General features: G+C 76.5%; 23 protein-coding genes. 12 read left to right on the top strand and 11 right to left on the bottom strand.

Features of this window, described 5'->3' with window-relative positions:
* Window positions 1-7: 7 nt before the first annotated feature.
* Window positions 8-1,249, bottom strand: coding sequence for an MFS transporter (locus tag KPL57_RS51660; RefSeq protein WP_226357746.1), 1,242 nt, complete (start codon window positions 1,247-1,249; stop codon window positions 8-10).
* 159 nt (window positions 1,250-1,408) lie between these two features.
* On the opposite strand from KPL57_RS51660, the gene amiA reads away from it, so the two are divergent.
* The 5 genes from amiA (at window position 1,409) to KPL57_RS51640 (ending at window position 6,470) form a co-directional block, all read left to right on the top strand.
* Complete coding sequence (gene amiA / locus KPL57_RS68095) at window positions 1,409-1,528, top strand: streptamidine family RiPP (protein ID WP_020625778.1); 120 nt, start codon at window positions 1,409-1,411, stop codon at window positions 1,526-1,528.
* Window positions 1,529-1,628: 100 nt separating this feature from the next.
* Window positions 1,629-2,408, top strand: a complete 780-nt coding sequence (locus KPL57_RS51655; RefSeq protein WP_226357745.1) for a hypothetical protein — start codon at window positions 1,629-1,631, stop codon at window positions 2,406-2,408.
* Window positions 2,405-3,985, top strand: coding sequence for a CocE/NonD family hydrolase (locus tag KPL57_RS51650; protein WP_226357744.1), 1,581 nt, complete (start codon window positions 2,405-2,407; stop codon window positions 3,983-3,985). The genes KPL57_RS51655 and KPL57_RS51650 overlap by 4 nt, the downstream gene beginning before the upstream one ends.
* Window positions 3,982-5,343, top strand: a complete 1,362-nt coding sequence (locus tag KPL57_RS51645) for a YcaO-like family protein (RefSeq protein ID WP_226357743.1) — start codon at window positions 3,982-3,984, stop codon at window positions 5,341-5,343. The genes KPL57_RS51650 and KPL57_RS51645 overlap by 4 nt, the downstream gene beginning before the upstream one ends.
* Complete coding sequence (locus KPL57_RS51640) at window positions 5,340-6,470, top strand: hypothetical protein (protein WP_226357742.1); 1,131 nt, start codon at window positions 5,340-5,342, stop codon at window positions 6,468-6,470. Before KPL57_RS51645 ends, KPL57_RS51640 begins: the two co-directional genes overlap by 4 nt.
* A 19-nt stretch (window positions 6,471-6,489) precedes the next feature.
* On the opposite strand, the gene KPL57_RS51635 is transcribed toward KPL57_RS51640, so the two are convergent.
* Window positions 6,490-7,464, bottom strand: coding sequence for a proteasome assembly chaperone family protein (locus KPL57_RS51635; protein WP_226357741.1), 975 nt, complete (start codon window positions 7,462-7,464; stop codon window positions 6,490-6,492).
* A 147-nt stretch (window positions 7,465-7,611) separates the two neighbouring features.
* On the opposite strand from KPL57_RS51635, the gene KPL57_RS51630 reads away from it, so the two are divergent.
* The gene (locus KPL57_RS51630; protein WP_226357740.1) at window positions 7,612-8,910 is read left to right on the top strand and encodes a nitrate/nitrite transporter; all 1,299 of its coding nucleotides are present in this window, start codon (window positions 7,612-7,614) and stop codon (window positions 8,908-8,910) included.
* Between the two features lie 104 nt (window positions 8,911-9,014).
* Here KPL57_RS51630 and KPL57_RS51625 read toward each other — a convergent pair whose 3' ends face one another.
* Window positions 9,015-9,848: a PadR family transcriptional regulator gene (locus tag KPL57_RS51625; protein WP_226357739.1), complete on the bottom strand. Its 834-nt coding sequence runs from the start codon at window positions 9,846-9,848 to the stop codon at window positions 9,015-9,017.
* A 186-nt stretch (window positions 9,849-10,034) separates the two neighbouring features.
* On the opposite strand from KPL57_RS51625, the gene KPL57_RS51620 reads away from it, so the two are divergent.
* Window positions 10,035-10,385 carry a hypothetical protein gene (locus KPL57_RS51620; protein WP_226357738.1) on the top strand — a complete coding sequence of 117 codons (351 nt, stop codon included), beginning with the start codon at window positions 10,035-10,037 and terminating at the stop codon, window positions 10,383-10,385.
* 16 nt (window positions 10,386-10,401) lie between these two features.
* On the opposite strand, the gene KPL57_RS51615 is transcribed toward KPL57_RS51620, so the two are convergent.
* Complete coding sequence (locus KPL57_RS51615) at window positions 10,402-10,956, bottom strand: NADAR family protein (RefSeq protein ID WP_226357737.1); 555 nt, start codon at window positions 10,954-10,956, stop codon at window positions 10,402-10,404.
* A gap of 11 nt (window positions 10,957-10,967) precedes the next feature.
* Entirely contained in the window at window positions 10,968-11,432 is a 465-nt protein-coding gene (locus KPL57_RS51610) for a MarR family winged helix-turn-helix transcriptional regulator (protein WP_226357736.1), read from the bottom strand.
* A gap of 119 nt (window positions 11,433-11,551) precedes the next feature.
* Between KPL57_RS51610 and KPL57_RS51605 the strand changes: the two genes are divergently transcribed.
* Together KPL57_RS51605 and KPL57_RS51600 are read left to right on the top strand one after the other, a co-directional pair.
* Window positions 11,552-11,995 carry a CBS domain-containing protein gene (locus tag KPL57_RS51605; protein ID WP_226357735.1) on the top strand — a complete coding sequence of 148 codons (444 nt, stop codon included), beginning with the start codon at window positions 11,552-11,554 and terminating at the stop codon, window positions 11,993-11,995.
* Between the two features lie 78 nt (window positions 11,996-12,073).
* Complete coding sequence (locus KPL57_RS51600; protein WP_062396014.1) at window positions 12,074-12,469, top strand: YkvA family protein; 396 nt, start codon at window positions 12,074-12,076, stop codon at window positions 12,467-12,469.
* Here KPL57_RS51600 and KPL57_RS51595 read toward each other — a convergent pair.
* The 4 genes from KPL57_RS51595 to KPL57_RS51580 form a co-directional block, all read right to left on the bottom strand.
* Window positions 12,445-12,915, bottom strand: coding sequence for a hypothetical protein (locus KPL57_RS51595; protein WP_226357734.1), 471 nt, complete (start codon window positions 12,913-12,915; stop codon window positions 12,445-12,447). The genes KPL57_RS51600 and KPL57_RS51595 overlap by 25 nt on opposite strands.
* 52 nt (window positions 12,916-12,967) lie before the next feature.
* Window positions 12,968-13,810, bottom strand: coding sequence for an LAGLIDADG family homing endonuclease (locus KPL57_RS51590; protein ID WP_226357733.1), 843 nt, complete (start codon window positions 13,808-13,810; stop codon window positions 12,968-12,970).
* Window positions 13,811-13,881: 71 nt separating this feature from the next.
* A complete protein-coding gene (locus KPL57_RS51585; RefSeq protein ID WP_226357732.1) occupies window positions 13,882-14,709 on the bottom strand; it encodes a glycerophosphodiester phosphodiesterase family protein in 828 nt (275 codons plus the stop codon).
* A 111-nt stretch (window positions 14,710-14,820) separates the two neighbouring features.
* The gene (locus KPL57_RS51580; protein WP_226357731.1) at window positions 14,821-15,639 is read right to left on the bottom strand and encodes an SGNH/GDSL hydrolase family protein; all 819 of its coding nucleotides are present in this window, start codon (window positions 15,637-15,639) and stop codon (window positions 14,821-14,823) included.
* A gap of 492 nt (window positions 15,640-16,131) precedes the next feature.
* Here KPL57_RS51580 and KPL57_RS51575 point away from each other — a divergent pair, with 492 nt between their 5' ends.
* On the top strand, window positions 16,132-17,115 hold the full coding sequence (locus KPL57_RS51575; protein ID WP_226357730.1) for a M23 family metallopeptidase: 984 nt from the start codon (window positions 16,132-16,134) through the stop codon (window positions 17,113-17,115).
* Window position 17,116: 1 nt separating this feature from the next.
* On the opposite strand, the gene sthA is transcribed toward KPL57_RS51575, so the two are convergent.
* On the bottom strand, window positions 17,117-18,547 hold the full coding sequence (gene sthA / locus KPL57_RS51570) for a Si-specific NAD(P)(+) transhydrogenase (RefSeq protein ID WP_226357729.1): 1,431 nt from the start codon (window positions 18,545-18,547) through the stop codon (window positions 17,117-17,119).
* Between the two features lie 57 nt (window positions 18,548-18,604).
* Window positions 18,605-20,098 (bottom strand): FGGY-family carbohydrate kinase, encoded by a 1,494-nt coding sequence (locus KPL57_RS51565; RefSeq protein ID WP_226357728.1) that lies wholly within the window; start codon window positions 20,096-20,098, stop codon window positions 18,605-18,607.
* Window positions 20,099-20,201: 103 nt separating this feature from the next.
* On the opposite strand from KPL57_RS51565, the gene KPL57_RS51560 reads away from it, so the two are divergent.
* Together KPL57_RS51560 and KPL57_RS51555 are read left to right on the top strand one after the other, a co-directional pair.
* Window positions 20,202-21,461 (top strand): FAD-binding domain-containing protein, encoded by a 1,260-nt coding sequence (locus KPL57_RS51560; protein ID WP_226357727.1) that lies wholly within the window; start codon window positions 20,202-20,204, stop codon window positions 21,459-21,461.
* 69 nt (window positions 21,462-21,530) lie between these two features.
* Window positions 21,531-22,685 carry a DUF4192 domain-containing protein gene (locus KPL57_RS51555; RefSeq protein ID WP_226357726.1) on the top strand — a complete coding sequence of 385 codons (1,155 nt, stop codon included), beginning with the start codon at window positions 21,531-21,533 and terminating at the stop codon, window positions 22,683-22,685.
* The last annotated feature ends 1 nt before the right edge of the window (window position 22,686 follow it).

Genomic DNA, 22,686 nt, shown 5'->3' with positions numbered 1-22,686 from the left:
ACGGGCCCTACCCGCGGGCGGCCCGGCGCAGGGGCGGGGTGAGCCACGCCAGCGCGACCCCGACGGCCAGCACCGCGGCCCCGGCCGCCAGACCGCCGCGTGGGCCCGCCGGTGTCGTCGCCACGACGCCGGCCAGGGCCGCCCCGGCGGGGGTGCCGAGGCCCCAGGACAGCATCCGCGCGGTCGTCGAGACCCGGGCGCGGGCGTGCTCGGGGGTGACCTGCAGCCGGTAGGTGACGGCGTTGAGTACGACCGTCGAGTACGCCGCCCCGAATGCCGTCGCGGCGAGGAGTGCGGGGACCCAGTGCGTCGCCGACACCACCGCGACCGCGCAGGCCAGCGAGACCGGGAGCCCGGCCAGTGCGAGCCGGGCCCCGCCCCAGCGCGCCGACAGCCGCGGGACCAGCCGGGCCGCGGCCAGCCCGCCCACACCCCAACAGGCGAACAGGAGACCGAGCCGGGCGTCGCCGTCGGCGCGGATGCCGAGCACCCGGTCCGCCCACGGCACGGTCATCGCGAGCCAGGCGCCGCCCGCGACGGCCTGGGTGGTGCCGACCAGCGTCAGCGTGCGGACCACCGGGTTGCCCAGGAGCAGCGCCAGGCCCTCGCGCACGTCGGCGAGCATCCGGGTCGGCGCGCGGGTTCCGGGCCCGGGGGACAGGCGCCCGGCGACCGACCGGATCAGCAGCGCCGACGCGACCGCGGTGAGCGCGGTGACCGACAGCAGCCCGGCCGGGGCCAGGGTCGCGACGGCCAGCCCGGCGAGCGGCGGCACGACCAGCTCGACGACGGTCGTCGCGCCGTAGAGGGTGGAGAACGCCGCGGTGATCCGGTCCGGCCCGACCAGCGTGGGCAGGGCGCCGAAGTTCGCGGCGTCGAAGAAGACGAAGCCGGTCTGCACCGCGACCGCCGTGCCGAGCACCTGCCACGGCGTGAGCACCCCCGCCCACCAGGCGAGCGGGATCCCCGCCAGCACCGCGCCGCACGCCAGGTCGACGCCGACCATCAGCCGCCTACGGTCGACCCGGTCGGCCAGCGCGCCCGCGACCAGCCCGAACAGCAGGTAGGGCAGTGCCTCCGCGGTCGCGATCGCCGCCGTCCACGCGGGCGATCCGGTCAGCCGGTAGACGAGCACGGGCAGAGCGACCGCGGCGACCAGGGAACCGGCGACCGAGACGACCCGGGCGGCGAGATAGCGGCGCAGGTCGGTGCGTTCGTGCTCGGGGGCGGTCGGGGCCGTCTCGCTCACGGGGTCCTTCCGTCGGGGTTGCGCGAACCATAGTGTGAAACGACAGTCATCACCAATAGCAGGTAACGAGACATCCACCACTGTTGAGAATCGATGTCGTTTATGGCCACGATGGAGTGGTCCGGAACCGGACGATGTCACCCACTGGAGGAGAAAACGATGAAGGACATCTTCACCGAGCTCGAGGCCGAGCGCGCCCTGCCGCACAACTCCGCGAGCCACTCCAACGCCCTGGTCGAGAACCCGTTCGCGACCGAGCAGGCCGCCGAGCAGGAGTGACACCCGCCGCGGGCCCGGCACCGGCGACGGTGCCGGGCCCGCGGTCTGCCGTGACCGACCGACGGACCAGGGAGTGCGAGTGGAACGACTGCGACCGGGCGTGAGCGTGTTCGAGGTCCCCGGGCGGGGCTCGGCGCTGCGGGAGGCCTCCGGCCGGTTGCGCGGGGTCGACCTGCCCCGCGGCACGGTCGAGGCGCTCACCCGCTGGTTCGACGGCGCCGACCCGGTGCCCCCGCCGGGGCTCGACCCGGAGCGGGGCGCGTTCGCCGCGGCCGGTTACCTGGACGAGGCCCCGCCGCCGCGGACCGCCACCGTGACCGTCGCCGGGCGGGGGGCGTTGGCCGACGCCGTCGCCGCCGCGCTCGCCGGGCCGGGGCTGCGGGTCCGGCGCGGGGACCTCGACTCCCTCGCCGCCGCCGACACGGACACGGACACGAATGCGGTGTGCGCCGTCGCGGACGGGCCCGCCCCGGCCGCCTGGACCGCGCTCGACTCGTTGCCCGAGCGCGGGACCGCCTGGTTCCGGCTCGCCGTCGAAGGACGGCACGGCATCCTCGAACCGCCCGCCGTGCACCCCGGCGACGCCGGGCACACCGACGTCCGCGCCCGCCGCCTCGCCGCGGCCGGGTCCGGGCACCCGCACCTGCTCGCCTACTGGGACGCCGCGCCCGTCGCCCCGACCGGTCCCGGCGACCACGCCCTGCTGGCCGCGCTGCTCGCCGCCGACGTGCGCGCCTGGGCCGCCGGCCACGACACCCCGGCGACCGGTGACCTGGTCCCGGCCGCCCTGCCGGCCCGGCGACGTCTGCGGGTGGTCGACCTCGACACCGCCGCGATCGCCGACCACGCGCTGCTGCCGGTGCCCGACAGCGCGCCGTGACCGACCTCGACCTGCCCGGCGCGGCCGGGGTCCGGCTCGCCGCCACCCTCGTCCGCCCCGCCGCCGCGACCTGGCCCGCGGTGCTGATCCGCACGCCCTACGGCCGCGAGCGGCTGCTGCCCGAGGCCCGCGGCTGGGCCGCGCACGGGTTCGGCGCGCTGGTCGTCGACGTCCGGGGGCGAGGCGGCTCGACGGGGGAGTTCCGGCCCTACGCCCACGAGACCGACGACGGCGTCGCCGCACTCGCCGCGCTGCGCGCGGTCCCCGGCTGTGACGGGCGGGTCGTGCTCGCCGGCGCCAGCTACGGGGCGCACTGTGCGGTCGCCGGTGCCCTCGCCGACCCCGAGGTGTGCGGGGTGCTCGCCGCGGTCCCCGCGCTCGGGCCCGGCGAGACCGCCCGCGAACCCGGCGGCGCCGCCCGGCTGGCCTGCCGGATCGGCTGGTGGTCCGAGCACGGTGCGGACGCGCGTCCCGCCGCCCCGTCGGCAGCCGCGACGCTGCCGGTCACCGCGGCGCTGGCCCCGGCCCCCGACGGGTGGGCCGAGCTGTGGGACGCCCCCGCGGAGACGCCGTGGCTGTGGGACGGGATCGCGCGGGCCGCGATGCCGCTGCTCGCCGTCGGGGGCACCGCGGACCCGTTCGCCGCCCGCACCGGTGAGCTCGCCCGGCGCTGGGACGGGCCGTCACGGCTGGTCCTGGGGCCGTGGGGGCACGATCTCGACGCCCCGGCGCCCGGCGCGGTCCTGGCCGGACGGCGGATCGGCACGGTCTACGCCGCCTGGGCCCGTGCCGCGGTGCAGGGCCGGCCGCGGGGGCGCGGGGCACTCGTCGCGGTGGGGGAGACGGGGCGCTGGGTGCGGGCCGGGGACGGGTCGACGCTCACGGTCGACGCGACGCCGCCGGACGGGTTCCCCGCTGGGTTCGTCGCCGACCCCGGGCGGCCCGTCCGATCCCGCCCACCTGGCGCACCCACGCCGGCTCTCGCGCCGACCGACGGCGCCGCTCCCGCCGCTACGCCCCCCGCGGCGAGCACTGCGGCGAGCACTGCGGCGAGCACTGCGGCGAGCACCGACACCAGCACCGGGATGACAGCCGCGACCACCAGCGCGACCACCGCCGCGACCACCGAGACGGCCGCCGCGGGACACCCCGCCGACCGGGTCGTCGCCCACACCCCGCCGCTGCCGGCGGGGGCGCTCGCCGGGCCCCTGGTCGTCACCGTCACCGGCGACACCGACGCCCCGGACGCCGACTGGGTCGTCCGGGTCGGACTCCGCGGCCACGACCTCGTCACCGCCGTGCACCGGCACCGCGGCCCGGCGTCGCGGCAGGTCGTCGTCACCACCCCGCCGGTCGGCGCCGCCGTGCACGAGGGCGACCGGCTGCGCGTCGAGATCGCCGGGCACCACTGGCCCGCCCACGCCCGCAACCCGCACACCGGACAGGACCCGGCGCACGCGACCGACCTGCGCGCCGACCACCGCACCGTGCACGCGCTGCGCCTGGACCTGCCGCACGTCCGACCCGGCCGCGACGAGGTCGCCGCGGCCGCCATCCCCGAGGAGGTCACCCTGTGACGGCACCGACCGTTCCCGCACTGCCGGTGGAGGCGCTGGTCGACCCGCTGAGCGGGATCGTCCGCCGGCTCGTCGACGTCGCCCCCGTACCGGGGCTGCCCGCCGCCTACACCGCCGTCACCGCGGAGGTGTCCGACGCGCGCCGGCTCGGCGCCTGGCCCGCGGACCGGGTCAGCCTCGGCACCACCTTCGGCGACCGCGACGGCGCCCGCACCGCCGCGCTCGGCGAGGCGGTCGAGCGATACTGCGGCAACCGCGTCCCGCGCGACCTGCCGCTGACCACGGCCGCGGAGCTGCGCGCCGCGGGACACCGGTGCTGGGGGCCCGAGGAGCTGCCGCTGCTCGCGCCCTGGCAGGACGGCCGCCCCTACCAGCGCTTCACCGAGGACCTGCCGATCCGCTGGATCGCCGGCGTCGAGGCCGACGGGGAGCCGGCCTGGCTGCCCGCCTCCTGGGCGCTGCTCAACCACCACAGCGGGGCCCGTCGCGACGAACCCCGCTTCCACCACCTCAACTACGCCGGCATCGCCACCGGCGACGGCGCCACCGACGCCCACCGGCGCGGCCTGCTCGAGCTCGTCGAACGCGACGCGCTGGAACGCTGGTGGCACCTCGGCCTGCCCTCCCACGGCATCGACCGGGCCTCGGTCCCCGGGCTCGACGCCGCGCTGGCCGGGGCCGCGTTCGACGTCCATCTCGTCGAGCTGCCCACCGAGTACCCGGCGGCCGTGGTCGGGGCCGTCGTCGTCGACCCGGAGACCGGGATCGTCGCCGGGGGCGGCGCCGCCCGCTTCGACGCCGCCGAGGCCGCCACCAAGGCGGTGCTGGAGGCCGTCCACACCTGGGTGTTCACCCGCGGCCTGCTCGACCCCGACGGCTGGGTGTACGCCTCGATCGACGCCGGTGTCCTCGCCCGCGGCCTCTACCTCGACCACCGCGCCGACCGCCGCTACCGCGACGACGCCGGCGAGCGCTACGCCGCCGTGCGCGACCTCGGCGCCCAGGTGCAGGTGTGGCTCGACCCGCGCGTCCGGGAGGAGCACCTGCCCCGGTTCACCGCGCCCGCGACCCGCGGCCCGCTGCGCGCCGGGCCGGTCGGGGACCTCGCGTCGCTGACCGCCGCGCTGCTCGCCGACGGGCACCGCATCGCCCGTGTCGACCTCACCACGCCCGACGTCGCCGAGACCCCGTGGCGGGTGGTCCGCACCTGCGCCACCGGGCTCGTGCCGAACGCGCCCGCCGCGTTCCGGTACTGGGGGCTGCCCCGCTGGCGCGACACCGCCCGCGCCCACGGGCTCGACCTCGACCCGGCCACCGGGCCCGACGGGCTGGTGCACTGCCCACCACCGTTCCTGTGACGGTGCAGCCCCCGGGCCGGGCCGCGCCGGACCCGCAGCGGGACGGCGGCGCCGTGGATCCCCGGACCGCCGCGGCGTTCCGGCTCGCCTGGTCCGGTGCCGACCCGGGCCCCACCGACCACACCGCGCGCCCCGCCGAGGCGACCACGGCGACCCGGCCGGTGCCCCTGACCCGCGACGGCACCGGGACCGGCGCGCTGCTGGCGCTGTCGCTGGCCGCCGACCCGGACCGGGTGGTCGGCGGGGTGCGGCTGCGCCGGGTGCCCTCGGCGGGCGGCCGCTACCCGGTCGACGCCCGGGTCGGCGGCCGTCTCCACGACCCGACCACGGGCGGTGACGACGGCGGTCGCGTCTACGACCCGCTCGCCCACGCCCTCGACGCCGGGCCCGCCCGGCCCGGCGCGACCGGACCCGGCAGCCGCGACCGGCCCGGCGCCGTCCCGGCCCCGCCCGACCCGGACCACGACGACCACGACGACCACGACGACGTCGTCCTCCACCTCACCCCGGAGCGGACCGCGTGGCGCTACGGCCCCCGCTCGCTGCCGGTACTGCTGCTCGACCTCGGCCACGCGGCCGCCGCCGTCCTCGCCGCCGCGGCGACGCTGCGACGGCCCCGGACGGCCCACCTCGTCCCCGACGGCGACCACTCCCGCGTCGTGCTCACGACCGGACCCGGCCCCGACGGCGCCGTCCCGCTCGGTGCGAGCGCGGACCCGCACCCGTCGGCCGTGCTCCGCGCACGCCGCTCGGCGCCGTTCGCGAGCCTGCGTCCGCCGGTCGCCGACCCCGGACTCGACCGGGTCGCCCGGACCCGGCTCGGCGCGGGACAGCACGCGCCCCTGCTCGACGCGGGCCACCCGCTCGCGGCCGCGCTGACCCGGCGGGCCTGCGGCCTGCCCGACCTCACCGGCGTCGGCGGGCTGCTCGTCGTCACCGGGGACGTCGACCCCGGCCCGGACACCGTCGCCCAGCACGTCCGGTCCGGCCTCGCCGTCCACGACGCCTGGCTGGCCGCGACCGCGGCCGGGCTCACGGCCCGGCCGGTCGGCTGCTGGGTCGAGGCGGTGCTGCACGGACCCGGCGGCCGGGGCCGGGTGCAGCACGCCCTCGCCCTCGGTGGCTGACCCGCCGGGGGAGGACCGGTCAGGTCGCGGGCGGCAGCGGGGGAGCGGGCGGCTCGTGCGGCGGCTCGTCGCCGGACTTCCCGCCCGGCTTGTCGTCGCCACCGCCGGCGAGGAACCGCTCGAACTCCGCGGCCAGCTCGTCGCCGCTGGGCAGCTCGCCGCCCTCCAGGCCGTCCCGCAGGTCACCGGACTCCCGGGCCGCGACGACCTGGTCGTACTGCTCCTCCAGCGCCGAGACGACCTGCCCGACCTCGTCCGACGCCGCCATCTGCTCGGCGATCTCGGACTCGGCCTGTTCGGCGGCGCGGGTCAGCGTCTCGGTCGGCAGGTAGAGCCCCGCCGACAGCCCCGCGTGGTCCAGCAGCACCCGCGCGGCCTGCGGGTACGCCGAGCGCGACAGGTAGTGCGGCACGTGCACGGCGTAGCCCACGACGTCCTGCCCGGCCTGCCCGAGGCGGTACTCCAGCAACGCCGCGGCACTGCCCGGGACGTCGGCGGTCGCGAACCACGGGGTGTGGCCCTCCACCAGCTCCGGGCGGGTGCCGTGCGCGGTCACCCCGATCGGACGGGTATGCGGCACGGCCATCGGGATGCCCTGCAACGTGATCACCAGCCGGACCCCGAGCTGCTCGACCAGCAGCCCGACCGCGGCGACGAACCGCTCCCACTGCATGTCCGGCTCCGGGCCGGCGAGCAGCAGGTACTGCGTGTCCCCGGTGTCGGTCAGCGCGACGACGTCGAGCTCCGGCGGGTCGTAGTCGGCCCAGCGGTCGGTCTCGAACCGCAGCGGCGGGCGCCGCGACCGGTAGTCCACGAGCTGGTCGACGTCGAACCGGGCCACCCGGACCGCCTCGCGTTCGTCGGTCAGCGCGCCGACCGCGAGCGCACCCGCGTTGCCGGCGTCGACGAAACCGTCCAGCACGACGATCAGGACCGGCTCGTCGAGCGCCGGCGCGGCCGGGTCGACCTGGTACAGCTGAGCGGGATCGAGCACCGGCGTCCTCCGAGTCGTGGCGTGCACCGCGACCCTATCCGGAGCCCCCCACGGCCTGCCCGGTCGCGGTGTGACCACCGACCCCGTGTGACGCGGCCCCGCCGGGACACCCCGCCCGTCCGGGATGGACCAGAATGGTCGTTCGTCATGCACACGTCACGTCGCGCTTACCTCGTCTGGTCCGCCGGTCTGTTCGCCTACGTCGTGGCGGTGCTGCAACGCAGCTCGTTCGGCGTCTCCGGGCTGGAGGCGGCGGACCGGTTCGGTGCGTCCCCGACCGTGCTCGCCGGGTTCCTCGTCCTGCAGCTGCTCGTCTACGCCGCCCTCCAGGTGCCGGTCGGGCTGCTGCTCGACCGGTTCGGCGCCCGCACCATGGTGCTCGCCGGCGCCGTCACCATGACCGCGGCGCAGGTGCTCGTCGCACTCGCCACCTCGCTGCCGCTGGCCATCGCCGCCCGCGTGCTCGTCGGCGTCGGCGACGCCCTGACCTTCATCTCGGTGCTGTCGGTGCTGTCCACCTGGTTCGCGCCGCGCCGGGTGCCGCTGATGACACAGATCACGGCGCTGCTGGGCCAGTTCGGCCAGGTGCTCTCCGCGATCCCGCTCGCCACCGTCCTGCACGCCTACGGCTGGACGACCGCGTTCCTGTCCGCCGCCGGGATCGGCGTCGTCGCCGCGGTCGCGGTGCTCGCCGTGTTCCGCGACCGCCCGCCCGGCAGCCTCGCCCCGGCCCCGGCGAGCAGCCCCCGCGAGGTCGTCGACGGCCTCAAGGGCGCCTGGGCGCACCCGGGCACCCGCCTCGGGCTCTGGTCGCACGCCGGCACCCAGTTCTCCGGCCTGGTGTTCGCGCTGCTGTGGGGCGTGCCCTACCTCGTCGCCGGGCAGGGGATGACCCCCACCGGCGCCTCGGTGATGCTGACCGTGCTCGTCCTCGCCGGCGCCGTCGTCGGCCCGGTGTTCGGCGAGTTCACCGCCCGCCACCCGCTGCGCCGCTCCTGGCTCGTGCTGTCGGTCATCGGCGCGACCGCGCTCGTGTGGACGGTCGTGCTGCTCGTCCCGCCGCCCGCGCCGCTGTGGCTGCTCGTGCTGCTCGTGGTGGTGCTCGCCGCGAACGGGCCCTGCTCCGCCGTCGGTTTCGACTACGCCCGCACCTTCAATCCCGCGCACCGGCGCGGCACCGCCGTCGGGATCGTCAACGTCGGCGGGTTCACCGCCTCGCTCACCACCACACTGCTGGTCGGGCTCGTGCTCAGCGTGTCGGGCGGCTACACCCCCGAGGCGTTCCGGCTGGCCTGGCTCGTGCAGTTCCCGATCTGGGCGCTGACCGCCGTCGCGGTCGTCCTCGCGCGGCGCAAGGCCCGCCGGGTGATGGCCGCCGAGGGCACCGTCGTCCCGCCGCTGCGGGAGGCGCTGCGCCGCAACCGGCGCCGGAGACAGGCCCGGTAGACGACGACGGGGGCGGGACCATCGCGGTCCCGCCCCCGTCGCCCACATCCGGCCCTCACCGAGAACCGGGTGCTCTCACCGAGCTTCTGCTCGTTCGGCGGGCCTCACTCGGCGAGCAGCCGGTACAGCGCCTTCCGGGCCTCGGTCAGCGCCTCGGTCGCCGACGCCACCTGCGCCTCGGAGCCGGCCTCGGCGACCTGCCGCGCGGCGGCGGCGAGCCGGCCGAGCTCGGTGACCAGGCCGGTCGCCGGGTCCGACTCGGCGGCCTCGGCGTCCTCGGCGAAGGGCGCCCACACCGCGTCGAGCTCGGCGCGGTGCTCCTCGACGTGCCGGGTGCCCTCCTCGGTCAGGTGGACGACCCGGCGGCCCTCGGTCTGCTCGGACCGGACCAGGCCCTCGTCCTCCAGCTGGGACAGCATCGGGTACACCGAGCCGGGGCTCGGCTTCCACTGCCCGCCGGAGCGGCCGGTGATCTCCTGGATGATCTCGTAGCCGTGCCGCGGGCCGTCGGCGACGACCGCGAGCACCGCGGTGCGCACGTCGCCGCGGGCACGCTTGCCGCGCCGGCCGCGGGGCCCACCGGGACCGAAGCCGCCGGGGCCGAAGGCGCCGCCCGGGCCGAAGCCACCGGGGCCGAACCCACCGGGGCCGAAGCCGCCGGGACCGAACGGTCCGCCGGGGCCGAAGCCGCGGCCGGGACCGAAGCCCCGCCCGCCGGGCCCGTGTCCGCGGCGGTGGGCGCGACCGCGGCGGTGGCCGGGTCCGCCCTCGTCGCGGGCGTCGTCACGGGGGTCGTCACGGTCGTCGCCGTGGAAGTCGGGGGTGTCGTGCATGGCTGCCTCCTCCGGGCCGCAGGGGAACCCGGCGCCGCGGTGGCCCCGGGGGTGTCGGTGGGTGCGGGGCCCGAACGGGCTCCGGAACATGTCGCGCGTGGTCATGACGCGTGGTCCTCTCGTCGTGAGCCTCCCTCTTCGATCGGCTCGTGTGTCATCACGATATATCGCGACTGCTCCGCGTTGCAACGGCGATATTCTGAGAATGTCCTGAGGGTGCGCGGGGCGGCCCGTGGCGGGTTCACTGTCCCGGCGGGCCGGCGGGCGGTCCGCCGGATGTGAGGGGGAGTCGTGGGGCGTCACGACGCAGGGGCCGGCCCGGCCGGCGAGGCACCGGAGGACACGGCCGAGGAGGTCGACCTCAGCGAGGTCTCCGCGGCGCAGCTGCGGGACCGGCTCTCCGCGCGGTCCGACGGCCGCGACGACCAGGTCGTCGACGCCGCGCGCGAGCTGCGGGCGAGCCTGGACCGGCTCGGCGCGGGCCTCGCGGCACGGCGCGCGGCGCTCGTCGGACGGGCGGGGGAGATCGCCCGGGCCGCCGTGCCCTACGTCGGCGGCGCCGTCGCGACCGGGGTGGGGGCGGTGCTGGTGGTGCGACGGGCCCGCCGTCCGCGCCGCTACCGGTACCCCGGGGCGGTCTGACCCGGGCCGGTCGGGGTCAGCGGCTCCCGAGCCCGGCGCGCACCCGCATCAGGGCGAAGCCCAGCAGGTTCTGCCCGGGCCAGCGGTCCGGCGCGCCGAGGTCGGGGTCGTCGGCGGCCAGGCCGATGCCCCAGATCCGGTCGACGGGGGAGGCCTCGACGAGCACCGCGTCGCCGGTGCCCAGCAGGGCTGCGGTGAGCCGCTCGGCGGAGCGGAACTTGGCCCGGTTGCCCTCGACGACGACCTCGACCCGGCGCGCGTCCCACACCTGCGAGTCGAAGCCCCGGACCTCGCGCCCGGCCCGCTTGGCGGTGTCCGGGTCGTCGTCGGACAGGACGCGGGCGAGCGCGTCGTCGTCGCCGAAGGTGCGGGCCTTGGCCGCCATCATCCAGTGCTCGGCGGTGGCGTAGCGGACCCCGTCGACGACGAACGGCGACGGATGCCACTGGCTCAGCACGTGCACGTCGCCCGGCGCGGGCTCGGAGCCCCAGAACGGGACGAACCGCGGGCGCGCCCCCGCCGCGACGGCGGCCCGCAGGGATGCGACGTCGGTCGGGGCGTCCTCGCTCACACCCTCCGATCCTAGGGCGTCGGCGGGCCCGCCGCGTCGGCCAGCGCGGACAGCAGCTCGGCCGCGCCCACCCGTCGCTCGGGCGGCACCCGGCCCAGCAGGTCGGCGACCGCGGCGCGACGGTGGGCGTCGACCTCGCGGATCAGCTCCCGTCCGGCCGGGGTGAGCTCGACGAGCAGGTGCCGCCGGTCGTCCGGGTCGGGCCGGCGTTCGACCAGGCCGGCCCGCCCGAGACGCACGAGCACCCGGGTGGCGTTCGACGGGTGGACGTCGAGCTCACGCCCGACCGCGGTGACGTTGGTGCGCCCCGCGTCCGCGATCAGCATGAGGACCCGCAGCTGGGGCACGGTCACGGCGTCCCCGGCCGCCGCCACCGCGCGCACGCTCATGCCGGTGAACGCGCGCGCGAGCGCCAGACCGGCCTCCACCGTCGCGCCGTCCGGGTGATCCCGATCTCGGCCGTGTGCGTCGGTCATCCCCGTCCACCTCCCTCACCAGCGATCTTTACTCCGTGCTGACCGTTGCGTCGATCAATCTTTGCCATTGCACAACTACTGCGCAAGCGCAACAATAGGGACGTCGAAGGGAGAGTTCCATGAAGGTGTCGGACATCCTGCGGATCAAGGGCGACACGGTGCACACCGTGTTGTCGTGGAACACCATCGCCGAGGCCGCGACCCGGCTCGCCGGCCCGCCGGCGATCGGCGCGCTCGTCGTCTCCGACGACGGCCGCCGCGAACGCGTCGACGGCATCGTCTCCGAACGCGACATCGTGCGCCGGCTCGCCACCGACGGCGCGGCCCTGCTGGACCTCACCGTCGCCGACGTCATGACCCGCCACGTCGTGACCTGCTCGCCGGAGGACTCGCTCGCCGAGGCCATGGGTCTGATGAACCGCTGGCGTCACCGCCACCTGCCCGTCGTCGACGACGGACGGCTCGTCGGGATGATCAGCATCGGTGACGTCGTCAAGCAGCGGCTGGCCGAGATGAGCACCGAGGCCGGGGTGCTGCGCGACATCTACCTCGCCTCGCACTGACCCCGCCCCCGGTCGTCCCCGGTGTGACGTGGCCGTTTCGCCGGGAACGACCGGGGTGCGCCGTGCGTTGGACCGGACATGACTGCAGCGAGTGCCACCGCAGGTCGCCGCGCCGGCCGCACGGCCGCGTTCGCGACGCTCTTCCGTGCCCTCACCCGTCGCGGCCGCCCCGGCGAGCCCGGACCCGTCGAACGGTTCCGGGCGCTGCCCGCCATGGCCGGCGACGCCTGGCGCGGCACCTACCCGCACCTCGGCAAGGGCCGGGTCGCGCTGTTCCTGATGGCACTGGCCTACCTGGTGTCGCCGGTCGACCTGGTGCCCGAGGCGTTCCTGACCGTGTTCGGCCTCGGCGACGACGCGGTCGTCGCGATGTGGCTGGGCGGGGCCCTGCTGGTCGAGGCCGACCGCTACCTGGGGTGGCGGCGGACCGCACCGGTCGTCGTCGACGGTCAGGTGCAGGTCGACCGGACGTAGTCCCGGATCCGCTGCGACGCGGCCTGGTACTCCGGGTCCGCCCGGTCCTGCGCGATCCCCGGGTCGCGCGCGACGGCGAGGGTGTCCCCGCCGTTGGCCTCCAGCAGGGCGAGCTGACGTTCGACGAGCTGGTCCACCCGCTCGAAGTCCGCGCGGATCTCCTGCGGTGCGAGTGAGGTGACCTGCTGGTTCGCCTGCCGGACGTTCGCGGTGACCTCGCCGACGTCGGAGATCGAGCGGCCGATGCCCACCCCGCTGAACGGCTGGGTGGCGGTGCGGCTCGCCTCGACGGCGTCGCAGAAGGGGCTGGAGGGGCGGTTCTGGGTCGTGGTGACCGTGCCGGACGACGAACCCGGCTGGGTCGCCAGCGAGCTGCCGCAGCCCGCCACCAGGAGCAGGGCCAGTGCCGCCGGGACGAGCAGTCCTGGCCGCCGAACAGCCGTCATCCCCGATCCTCCGCTCACCGGCCGGGAAGGTGCCCGCGCCGCGAGGAGAAGTCTAGGGCGAGGGGTGTGAGGTGGATGTCGGCGGTGGGTCGGCCGCGTCCCCGAGGCCGGTCCTGGACAGCCGCCACCGTCGCATCGACACCGACGCGACGGTCCGGCCCAGTTCGGCGGCGGCTTCGGCAGGCGGAAGACGCGCGACGAGCCGGTCCTCCGCAGCGGTCCAGCGACGAGGCGAACTCCGCGCGCGCATCCCCTCGGGGCGGCGCCATCGCGCGACGGTCCCCGCCGCCGCGAGTTTGCGGGGCAGGGCCAGGCAGCCCGGCGGGTACAGGAACTCCGCGAGCGCGGCGGCGGGCTCGTTCATGACGACGGTGTTGAACACGCCGTCCCGCGCGTTGGCGAGCGACCGCCGGACGACTCCGGTCACGTCGAGCACCTGCGCGCAGAAGTACGCGTGCAGCGCGGGACTCGCCGTGGTGAATCCGACGAACGGGTAGCCCCTGGCCGTGAAGCCGACGCTGCCGTCTCCGTCCACCAGACCTCTCAGATAGCCCCGGACATGCACGGGTCCCGCCGGAGGCGCGACCGACCCGGACTTGCGTCCTGCTGGAAGACCGAGCGCCTGCAGCTCCGTCCGGAAGCTCCACGCATGGGTCTTCCAGGTGGCGCTCTCGTGGCGTTCGGCGAAGTTGGTGCGCCGGACGCGGGTCGTCACGGTGCTGCGGAGACCGGGGGCGAACAGGCCGACGAAGGCGTCGAGCACCGCGATGTCCCGCACACCCAGCTCGATGGTCGCCGCTCCCCGGTTCCGGTCAGCGGCGCGGAGGTGACCGTCGGTCTGGAAGAGGCCGAGGAAGTACGCATGGTCCTCATCGGTGGGGTCCAGGTGCACCATGCCGCCACTGTCGCGCGGTGCCCCGACAGTTCCGACCGCTCCACCCCGTGCCGCCGGCGACCCGGATCGGGTCAGCCGGCGAGGACCGTCCGCAGCACCGCGGGCCGGTCGGTGATGATCCGGTCCACCCCGGTGGCCGCGATCCGGCGCATGTCGTCGGGGTCGTTGACCGTGTAGACCCCGGTCTGCATCCCGCGTGCCCGGACCTCGGCGACCAGTGCGGCGTCGACGATCCGGAACGACGGGTTGATCTGGGTGACCCCGTGCGCGGCGGCGTCGTCGAGCTGCGCCGCGGTCGGGCGCCCGCCGAACAGCCAGCCGGCCGGGACGCCCGGGGCGGCCTCGACGAAGCTGCGCATCACGTCGTGGTCGAAGGACTGCACGACGACCCCGGGACGCGGGCCGTCGAGCTCGTAGGCGACCTCCTTCTCCACCCCCGGGTAGCGCGCCGGGTCCTTCAGCTCGACCAGCAGGTCCGCGCGGCCGCGGAGCCGGTCGGCGAACTCCCCGAGGGTCGGGATGCGCTCGCCGGCGAAGGCGGGGGAGAACCACGACCCGGCGTCGAGACGGCGCAGCTCGGCGAGGGTGAACGAGCCGACCGGCGCCAGTGCGCGGGTGGGGAAGACCCGTCCGACGTCGGTGGTGCGGGCCAGCGTGGCGTCGTGGACGAGCACGAGGTGGCCGTCCGCGGTGCGCTGGACGTCGACCTCGACGGCGTCGGCCCGCTGGGCCAGCGCCTCGTCGGCGGCGGCGAGGGTGTTCTCCGGGGCGTCGGCGGAGGCGCCGCGGTGCGCGACGACCTCCGGACCGGACCGGGGACGGTCGGTGTCGGCGAGGGCGAGCGTGGCCGTCGCGAGGAGGGCGGCGGGCACGAGGAGGGTGCCGAGCAGGCGTCGCACGAGGTGAGTCCTCAGGATCGGGGGCGGTGCCTGGGAAACATGGTGGCGTGGCCGGTCCGGCCGGTGTCGGGCGGGTGGCCGCCGGGGGACGAGCGGGCGAGGACCTGGTGGTCAGGGGCGGGTGACGGCCGCCTCGAACGCGGGCAGGTAGCCGTCGCGGTAGCCCTGGGCGGTCGGGTGGTAGACCGCCGGGGCCGACGCGGGCGGGGGAGTGATCCACGGGTCGGCGGAGCAGACCCCGTGCCCGGCGAACGCGGCGCGGACGTCGACGAACCGGCCCCGGAACCGCCCGGCCGCGTCGGCGAGGGCGGCGTCGAGGGTGTCGGCGGCCCGGTTCAGCGCCTCCCGGCGGACGGCGTTCGGGACGCCGGGGACGTCGCAGTCGGGGCCCGGCTCGAACAGCCGCGGGTAGCCCAGGACCAGGATCGTCGCGCCGGGGGCCTGCAGCCGGACCCCGACGATGGTCGAGATCAGCCCGCCGGGCGCGACCCAGCGGGCGGCGCGCTCCCCGCCCCGGACGGCGCGCAGGCAGGTCTCGTCGTCGCGGGCGGTGCTGCAGGCGGCCAGGACCGGACCGAACCCGGTGTCGTTGCCGCCGACGGTGATCGTCACCAGGGTGGTGTCGGCGGAGACGGTGCGCACCTGCCGGGCGATCACCTCGCCGCTGGTGGCGCCGCTGCACGCGACGCTGACGAACGACGCCGGGTCGTGCCGGGCCGCCCACAGCGCCGGGTAGGAGGCGCCGCTGCGCAGACAGTCGCCGGTGGCCGGGTCCGGCCGGGCCCCGACGCCCGCGGCGTAGGAGTCACCGAGCGCGACGTACCGGACGGGGGCGGCGGCCGCGCCGGCCGGTGCCGGGTCGGCGAGGGCCGCCGGCGCCAGGACGACCAGCAACGCGCACGTCAGCAGGGGGACCAGGAGGCGGCGCACCCGTCCAGACAACCCCCGCGGCACCGTGGCGGCAATCCGGGCACCGGGTGAGGGGGTGCACGCGCCGTGGACGACGAGGTGCGCCGAACGTGTCCCGGGCCGGCCGCGTCCGCGGAGCGCGCGTCGCGGAGCCGCCGCGCACGCATCATCACTGTGGGTGAGAGCGTGGACCGCGACGCTCCCGGCCACGACCACTCGGCCGCGGCGCGCGGTCGACGGAAAGCCCAGCTCAGGGCCCTGTCCGAGGTGGACCGGCCGGACCGACGCCACGGTGAACGGCAGGTGGCCGGGGCGAGTGGCCGGTGTCGTCCGCTCACCGCCCGCAACGTCCCGTCGGTCTCGTGATCACCCGATCGGGTTCTTCCGTCCGTTGCGTCCGGCTAGCGTCCGTGTCAGATCACGGAACGGTCACGAACCGGACGCGGCTCCTCCCCAGGGGGCCGCCCGCTCCCCACGGGTTGTCCGCCGTTCCGGGATCCGGAAGGAAGGGTCGTGGCACGGCATCGCTCCCCCCGGAGCCGTCAGGCGAGCCTCGCGCTCCTGGCCCCGCAGTTCGCGGTGGCCGGGATCGGGGTCCCGGTCGGCTCGTTCCCCGCAGGTCCGCACGTCCGGCGCGCCCGTGACACCCGGACCGAGGACGGCTCGCGTTTCCCGGCCTCGACCCGGATCGCCGCCGCCGTCGTCGCGGTGGGCGGTATCGCCGCCACCGCCCACGCGGGTGTCGGCTCCGGCGACCTGGCCGCGACCGTGACGTCCTGGTTCGACACGGCGGGATCGTCGTCCGTGTCGAACCAGGACGCCGCGCTCCCCGCCGCCGTGCCCGCCCCGCGGGCCGCCGCGGACGACGCCGCCTCGCCGATCGCGGACCCGGCCACCATCGCCTCGCTGGCCGCCCCGGCCGCCGCCCCCTCGGCGGCCGCGCGCACCGTCGCCGTCGCCGACACCGGCCGCGCCAGGGCCGCCTCCGCGGTCCAGGCCGCCACCGCCTCGGTCGACCAGGTCCGCAGGGCCGCCGAGGAGCGCGCCAAGGCGGTCGAGGCCGCCCGCGCCGCGGGTGCCACCGGCGCGCTGCAGTCGGCCTCCGCGGGTGGTGCGGTGTCGATCGTGACCGGCCGGGTCACCTCGGGCTTCGGTTCCCGCTGGGGCACCAAGCACATGGGTCTCGACATCGCCGCCCCGATCGGCACCCCGATCCACGTGCCGATCGCCGGCACCGTCATCAGCTCCGGCCCCGCCAGCGGGTTCGGGATGTGGGTCCGGGTGCGGCACGCCGACGGCACGGTCACCGTCTACGGCCACATCAACCGCTCGCTGGTCTCGGTCGGCCAGAAGGTGGCGGCGGGCCAGCAGATCGCCGAGGTCGGCAACCGCGGCCAGTCCACCGGCCCGCACCTGCACATCGAGGTCGTCGACCCGAGCGGCACCAAGATCAACCCGAAGCCGTGGCTCGACGCGAACGGGTTCCGCTACACCTGAGTCAGGAGTTCTGGACCGACTCCAGCGCGCGGATCTTGTTCGTCGCGTCCAGCGCGGCGACCTTGTAGGCCTCCGACAGCGTCGGGTAGTTCAGGACGGTGTCGACGAGGTAGTCCACCGTCCCGCCGCAGCCCATGATGGCCTGCCCGATGTGCACGAGGTCGGTGGCGTTCGTGCCGAACACGTGCACCCCGAGCAGCCGGTGGTCCTCGGGCGACACCAGCAGCTTGAGCATGCCGTAGGAGTCGCCGACGATCGCGCCGCGAGCGAGCTCGCGGTAGCGCGACAGTCCGGTCTCGTACGGGATCGACGCCGCGGTCAGCTCGGCCTCGGTCCGCCCGCAGAACGAGATCTCCGGGATCGTGTAGATGCCGATCGGCTGCAGCTCGTGCAGCTCGCGGACGGGCTCGCCGAACAGGTGGCAGGCGGCGAGCCGCCCCTGGTCCATGCTCGTCGACGCCAGCGCCGGGAACCCGATCACGTCGCCGACCGCCGCGATGTGCTCGACCGAGGTCCGGTACTGCTTGTCGACCTCGATGCGCCCCCGGTCGTCGGCCCGGATGCCGGCCGCGTCCAGGCCCAGCTCCTCGGTCATGCCCTGCCGGCCCGCCGAGTACATGACCATGTCGGCCGGGATCTTCTTGCCGCTGGCCAGGCTGGTCACCGTGCCGCGGCCGTTCACCTCGACCGAGGACACCTCCTCGCCGAACCGGAACGTGACCGCCGAGTCCCGCAGGTGGAACTTCAGCGACTCCACGACCTCCGGGTCGCAGAAGCCGAGCATCGAGTCCCGCTTCTCCACCACGGTGACCCGGGTGCCGAGCGCGGCGAACATCGAGGCGTACTCGATGCCGATGACCCCCGCACCGACGACGACCATCGAGCCCGGCACGCGGCCCAGCTGCAGCACCTGGTCGGAGTCGACGACCCGCTCGCCGTCGAACGCGACGGTGTCCGGCCGGGCCGGGCGGGTCCCGGTCGCGACGACGAAGTGCGAGGCGGTGACCTGGTTGTGGTCACCCCGCCCCGTCCCCTCGACGACGACGGTGTGCGGGTCGGTGAAGCGCGCCGTCCCGGTCAGGATGTCGACGTGGTTGCGCAGCAGCTGGCTGCGCACGATCTCGGTCTCGCGGCCGATCACGTGCCGGGTGCGGGCCAGCAGGTCGTCGATGGTGATCTCGGACTTGACCCGGTAGCTGGCGCCGTACATCTCGCGCTGGCTGAACCCGGACAGGTACAGCACCGCCTCGCGCAGCGTCTTCGACGGGATGGTGCCGGTGTTGACGCAGACCCCGCCCATCATGTTGCCGCGGTCGGCGATCGCCACCCGCTTCCCGAGCTTCGCCGCGGCGATCGCGGCCTTCTGCCCACCGGGACCGGAACCGATCACCAGCAGGTCGTAGTCGTGGGCGGGTGACTCGTCGGCACTCACCCGCACAGCGTGGTGGTCGCCGCGCCGCGCGGCAACCACACCGGTGTGAACAGCGTGTCACGCGCGGTAGGAGCGTCTCCGTTCGTCGGCGAGGAAGTGCGCGGTCTCCCGGGTGGCGGTGTAGAGCGAGCGGTAGTGCGGGTGGAAGCGGTCGTAGACCTCGCGGGCCGCCGGGTCCGGCTCGATCGTGCGGGCGACCGGGTTCCAGTCGCGCAGCCGCGGCTCGGCCCCGGTCGCGACGGCGGCCAGCCACGCGTCGCCGAGCGCGGCGCCGACGGTCTGCTCCGGCACGTCCTGCGGGACCCCGGTCACGTCGGTGACGATCCGGGTCCACAGCCCGCCCTGCACCCCGCCGCCGACGGCGACCAGGCGCTTCGTGCCGCCGCCCGCGGACCGCATGACCTCCAGGTTGTGCCGTACGCCGTGCGCGATGCCCTCCAGCGCGGCCCGGTAGACCTCGCCGCGGGTGTGCCCGGTGGTCAGCCCGGCGAGCACGCCGCGGGCGTCCGGGTCGAACAGCGGGGTCCGCTCCCCGGCGAAGTAGGGGAGCAGCAGCAGCCCGCCGCTGCCCGGCGGTACCTCCGCGGCCTCGGCGACGAGCTCGGTGAAGCCCTCCCCGGTGAGGTCGCGCAGCCAGTTCGTGATCGCCCCGGAGGTCGCCATCCCGGCGGCCAGGGTGAACGACCCCGGTACGACGCCACGGGTCGTCCACATCGCCGGGTGCGGGTGCGGGCGGTCGATGACCTCGATGAGGAACATCGTCGTCCCGTACATGACCATGACCTCCCCGGCGCCGGTGACGCCGGCGCTGGTGGCCTCGGCCCAGGCGTCGACGGTGCCCGCGGTGACCGGCAGCCCCTCCGGGAGGCCGGTCGCGGCGGCCGCCGCCGCGCTCACCCGCCCGGCGACCTCGGTCGGCCACAGCAGCCGGGGCAGCGTGATGCCCGGGGCGGTGCGCTCGGCCCAGTCGGGCGCCCAGTCCGCGGCGGTCAGGTCGTACATCGGGTCGCACTGGCTGGCCGAGTGGTGGTCGAGCACGTACTCGCCGGTGAGCCGGTGCACCAGGTAGGACGAGCACATCAGGAACATCTCGGTGCGGGCGAACACCTCCGGCTCGTGCCGGGCCAGCCACCGCCACTTCGGCCCCACCGCCTGTGAGGACAGCGGTGTCCCGGCCCGGGCCAGGATCGCGTCCTCGCCCAGCTCCGCGTTCAGCTCGTCGATCTCGGTGCCGGCGCGGGTGTCGACGCCGTAGAGGATCGCCGGGCGCAGCGGGCGGCCGTCGCCGTCGGCGGGGAGCAGGGTCGGCCCGATCCCCGACACCCCCAGCCCGGCGAGCTCGGCGCCGTCGTCGAGGGCGGGCAGCAGCTCCCGCACGACCGCGACGAAGTCGCCCCACCAGACGGCCTCGGCGTCGTGCTCCACGTGGCCGGGCAGCGGCTGTGCGGTCTCGTGCGCCCGGTCGGCCCGGGCCAGCACCCGGCCGCGGGCGTCGACGAGGACGCCCTTCGAACCCGACGTACCGATGTCGACGCCCAGATACACGCGCATGGGACGTTCCTACCGTCCCCCGCCCGCGGTGCACACAGAACGGGCGCAGAACATTCGTGCAGGTCGACGCGCGCGGTGGGCCGGGGCGCCGCAGACTTCTCCGGTGCAGCTGCCCACACCCCACCCGGACACCGCGACCGACTGGGTGCGCGAGCACCTCGGTGACCTCTGCCGCGACGAGCCCGTCGCTTCCGGAGCGTTCCGGGGCGGGCAGACCGCGGCCGACGCCGCCGTCGCGGCACTGGACCTGACCGGCTACGCGAAGCGGCGCAACGAGGTGCTGCCGGTGTCGCGGCGCGGCGCGACGGCGCTGTCGCCGTGGATCCGGCACGGGCTGGTCGACCTGCCGACCGCCTGGGACGCCGCCGCCGACGCCCCGCCGCGCGACCGCGCCAAGTTCCGCGACGAGCTGTGCTGGCAGGAGTACGCCCGCCACCTCTACGCCCGGCTCGGCACCCGCACCCGCTCCGCGCTGCGCGCGGCCCCCGCCCGCGCCGAACAGGGGTGGGACGAGCCGTGGCCCGCCGAGATGGCCTGCGTCGACGCCTGCCTCACCGAGCTGCACACCGACGGCTGGCTGGTGAACCAGACCCGCATGTGGCTGTCCTCGCAGTGGACCGTGCGCGCCGGGCACGAGTGGGCGGGCGGGGAGAGCGAGTTCTTCGCGCACCTGCTCGACGGCTCCCGCGCGGCGAACCGGCTCGGCTGGCAGTGGACCGTCGGCGCCGGGACCGGCAAGCCCTACGGCTTCTCCCGCTGGCAGGTCCGCAAGCGCGCCCCGCAGCTGTGCGGGAGCTGCGCGCTGTCCGACGCCTGCCCGATCGAGCACTGGCCCGCCGACCCGCCGTCGCGCCCGGCCCCCGAGCACGACCCGCGGCTGCGCTCGGACCCCGACCCGGAGGCGACCGGGGGACCGGCCGCCCCGGTCGCCACCGGCGCCGAGCCGGAGGCGGTGTGGCTGACGGCGGAGTCGCTCGGCGACGCCGACCCCGCCCTCGACGCCCACCCGGACCTGCCCGCGGTGTTCGTGTTCGACGAGCCGCTGCTGCGCCGGCTGCGGCTGTCCGGCAAACGGCTGGTGTTCCTCGCGCAGACCCTCGCCGACCTGGGCGGACGCCGTGCGGTGCTGGTGCACCGCGGCACCGTCGCCGACGAGCTCGACGGCACGCCCGTCGCGGTCACCCACGCCCCGGTCCCCGGGTTCACCACCCGCTCCGCCGCCGTCCGCCCGGTCGTGGTGCACCCCTGGCCGTGGCTGTACCGCCCGCACGCCGGACCGGTCACCTCGTTCACCGCCTGGCGCAGGCGGCTGCCCCGGCGTGGGGGGAAACCATCCACGACACCCCCTCAGCAAGGGGCGTGAGGCGGGACCGTCCACAGCCGGTCGGGTGACGGCGTTCCGCACGTCCCGGCCCGCGACGACCGTGGCGGCATGACCGCCTGCCCCCAGCCCGACCCCCTCCCCGGCCCCTGCCCCGACCCGTCGCCGGGGGCGGGGGACCCGCCCGCCACCGGGTGGCCCCCCGACACCACGCCCGGTCCCGGTCTGCGGCTCGACCGGCCCGCCGAACTCATCGCCGCGGTCCCGGTGCTGCTCGGCTTCCACCCCCGGGACTCGCTGGTGCTCGTCTCGGTCACCGGGCCGCACCTCGACGACCGGCTCGGGCTCACCGTGCGGGTCGACCTGCCGCGCTCGTCGGCGTCGGCCCGCCGGGTGTGCCGGGAGGCGGTCGGGGTGCTCACCGGGGAACGGCCCGCCCGGGCACTGGCGCTCGTCGTGCGCGACCCGGGCCCCGCCGGGCCGGGTCCGCGCCGGAGCCGCCGGGACGTGGGGGCCGCCGCGCGGCGGGAGCTGCTCGACGCCGGGATCGAGCCGATCGCGGCACTCTGGGCGACCGGTACCCGGGCGGGGGACCGGTGGGGCTGCTTTGACCTGCCCTGCACCTGCGGCGGGCTGCTGCCCGACGCCGCGTCGACCACGCTCGGGGTCACGGCCGCGGTCCGCGACGGCCGGGCCGTCCTGCCCGACCGCGCCGCGGTGCTCGCCCCGCTCGACTCCGACGCCGGTACCCGCCGTCGCCGGGCCCGGCTGCGCGACACCGGCGCCGCACCGGCCCGGGTCGGTGCCGCGACCGGCACCGCCCTGCTCGACGCCTGCCTGGACGAGGCCGCGGCGAGCCGGCTCGTCGTCGACGACCGGCTCGCGCTGGCCCTGTGCGGCGCCCTCGACGTCGGCGACGTGCGCGACGAGGCATTGCGCCGCTGCCTGGGCGGTCGCGCGGCGGACGCCGAGCAGCTGTGGGCGGTGCTGGTCGCGGCCCTGCCGTCACCGCAGCGGGCGCACCCGCTGGCCCTGCTCGCGGTGTGCGCCCTGCTGCGCGGCGACGGGGCGCTCGCGACCGGGGCGGTGGAGCGGGCGCTGGCCGAGCGGCCCGACCACGTCCTCGCCGGGGTGGTGGCGGCGAGCCTGCACGGAACCCGCGACCCGCGCTCACCCACCGCACGGTGGGCGGGCCCGGGCGGGCTGCGGCGGCTGCTCACCGCGATGCTCGACCCGCACGCGCCCGACGGCCCGGCCGTCCGGTGAG

The sequence above is a fragment of the Pseudonocardia sp. ICBG601 genome, assembly GCF_020496245.1.
The sequence above is the reverse complement of the archived record's forward strand: the minus strand, read 5'-3'. Positions and strand labels throughout refer to the sequence as shown.

Bases quoted from the DNA above. Each gene is read 5' to 3' on its own strand.
- amiA (WP_020625778.1), top strand. From the start codon at position 1,409: ATGAAGGACATCTTCACCGAGCTCGAGGCCGAGCGCGCCCTGCCGCAC.
- KPL57_RS51630 (WP_226357740.1), top strand. From the start codon at position 7,612: ATGCACACGTCACGTCGCGCTTACCTCGTCTGGTCCGCCGGTCTGTTC.
- KPL57_RS51625 (WP_226357739.1), bottom strand. From the start codon at position 9,848: ATGACCACGCGCGACATGTTCCGGAGCCCGTTCGGGCCCCGCACCCAC.
- KPL57_RS51610 (WP_226357736.1), bottom strand. From the start codon at position 11,432: ATGACCGACGCACACGGCCGAGATCGGGATCACCCGGACGGCGCGACG.
- KPL57_RS51605 (WP_226357735.1), top strand. From the start codon at position 11,552: ATGAAGGTGTCGGACATCCTGCGGATCAAGGGCGACACGGTGCACACC.
- KPL57_RS51600 (WP_062396014.1), top strand. From the start codon at position 12,074: ATGACTGCAGCGAGTGCCACCGCAGGTCGCCGCGCCGGCCGCACGGCC.
- KPL57_RS51595 (WP_226357734.1), bottom strand. From the start codon at position 12,915: ATGACGGCTGTTCGGCGGCCAGGACTGCTCGTCCCGGCGGCACTGGCC.
- KPL57_RS51590 (WP_226357733.1), bottom strand. From the start codon at position 13,810: ATGGTGCACCTGGACCCCACCGATGAGGACCATGCGTACTTCCTCGGC.
- KPL57_RS51565 (WP_226357728.1), bottom strand. From the start codon at position 20,098: ATGCGCGTGTATCTGGGCGTCGACATCGGTACGTCGGGTTCGAAGGGC.
- KPL57_RS51555 (WP_226357726.1), top strand. From the start codon at position 21,531: ATGACCGCCTGCCCCCAGCCCGACCCCCTCCCCGGCCCCTGCCCCGAC.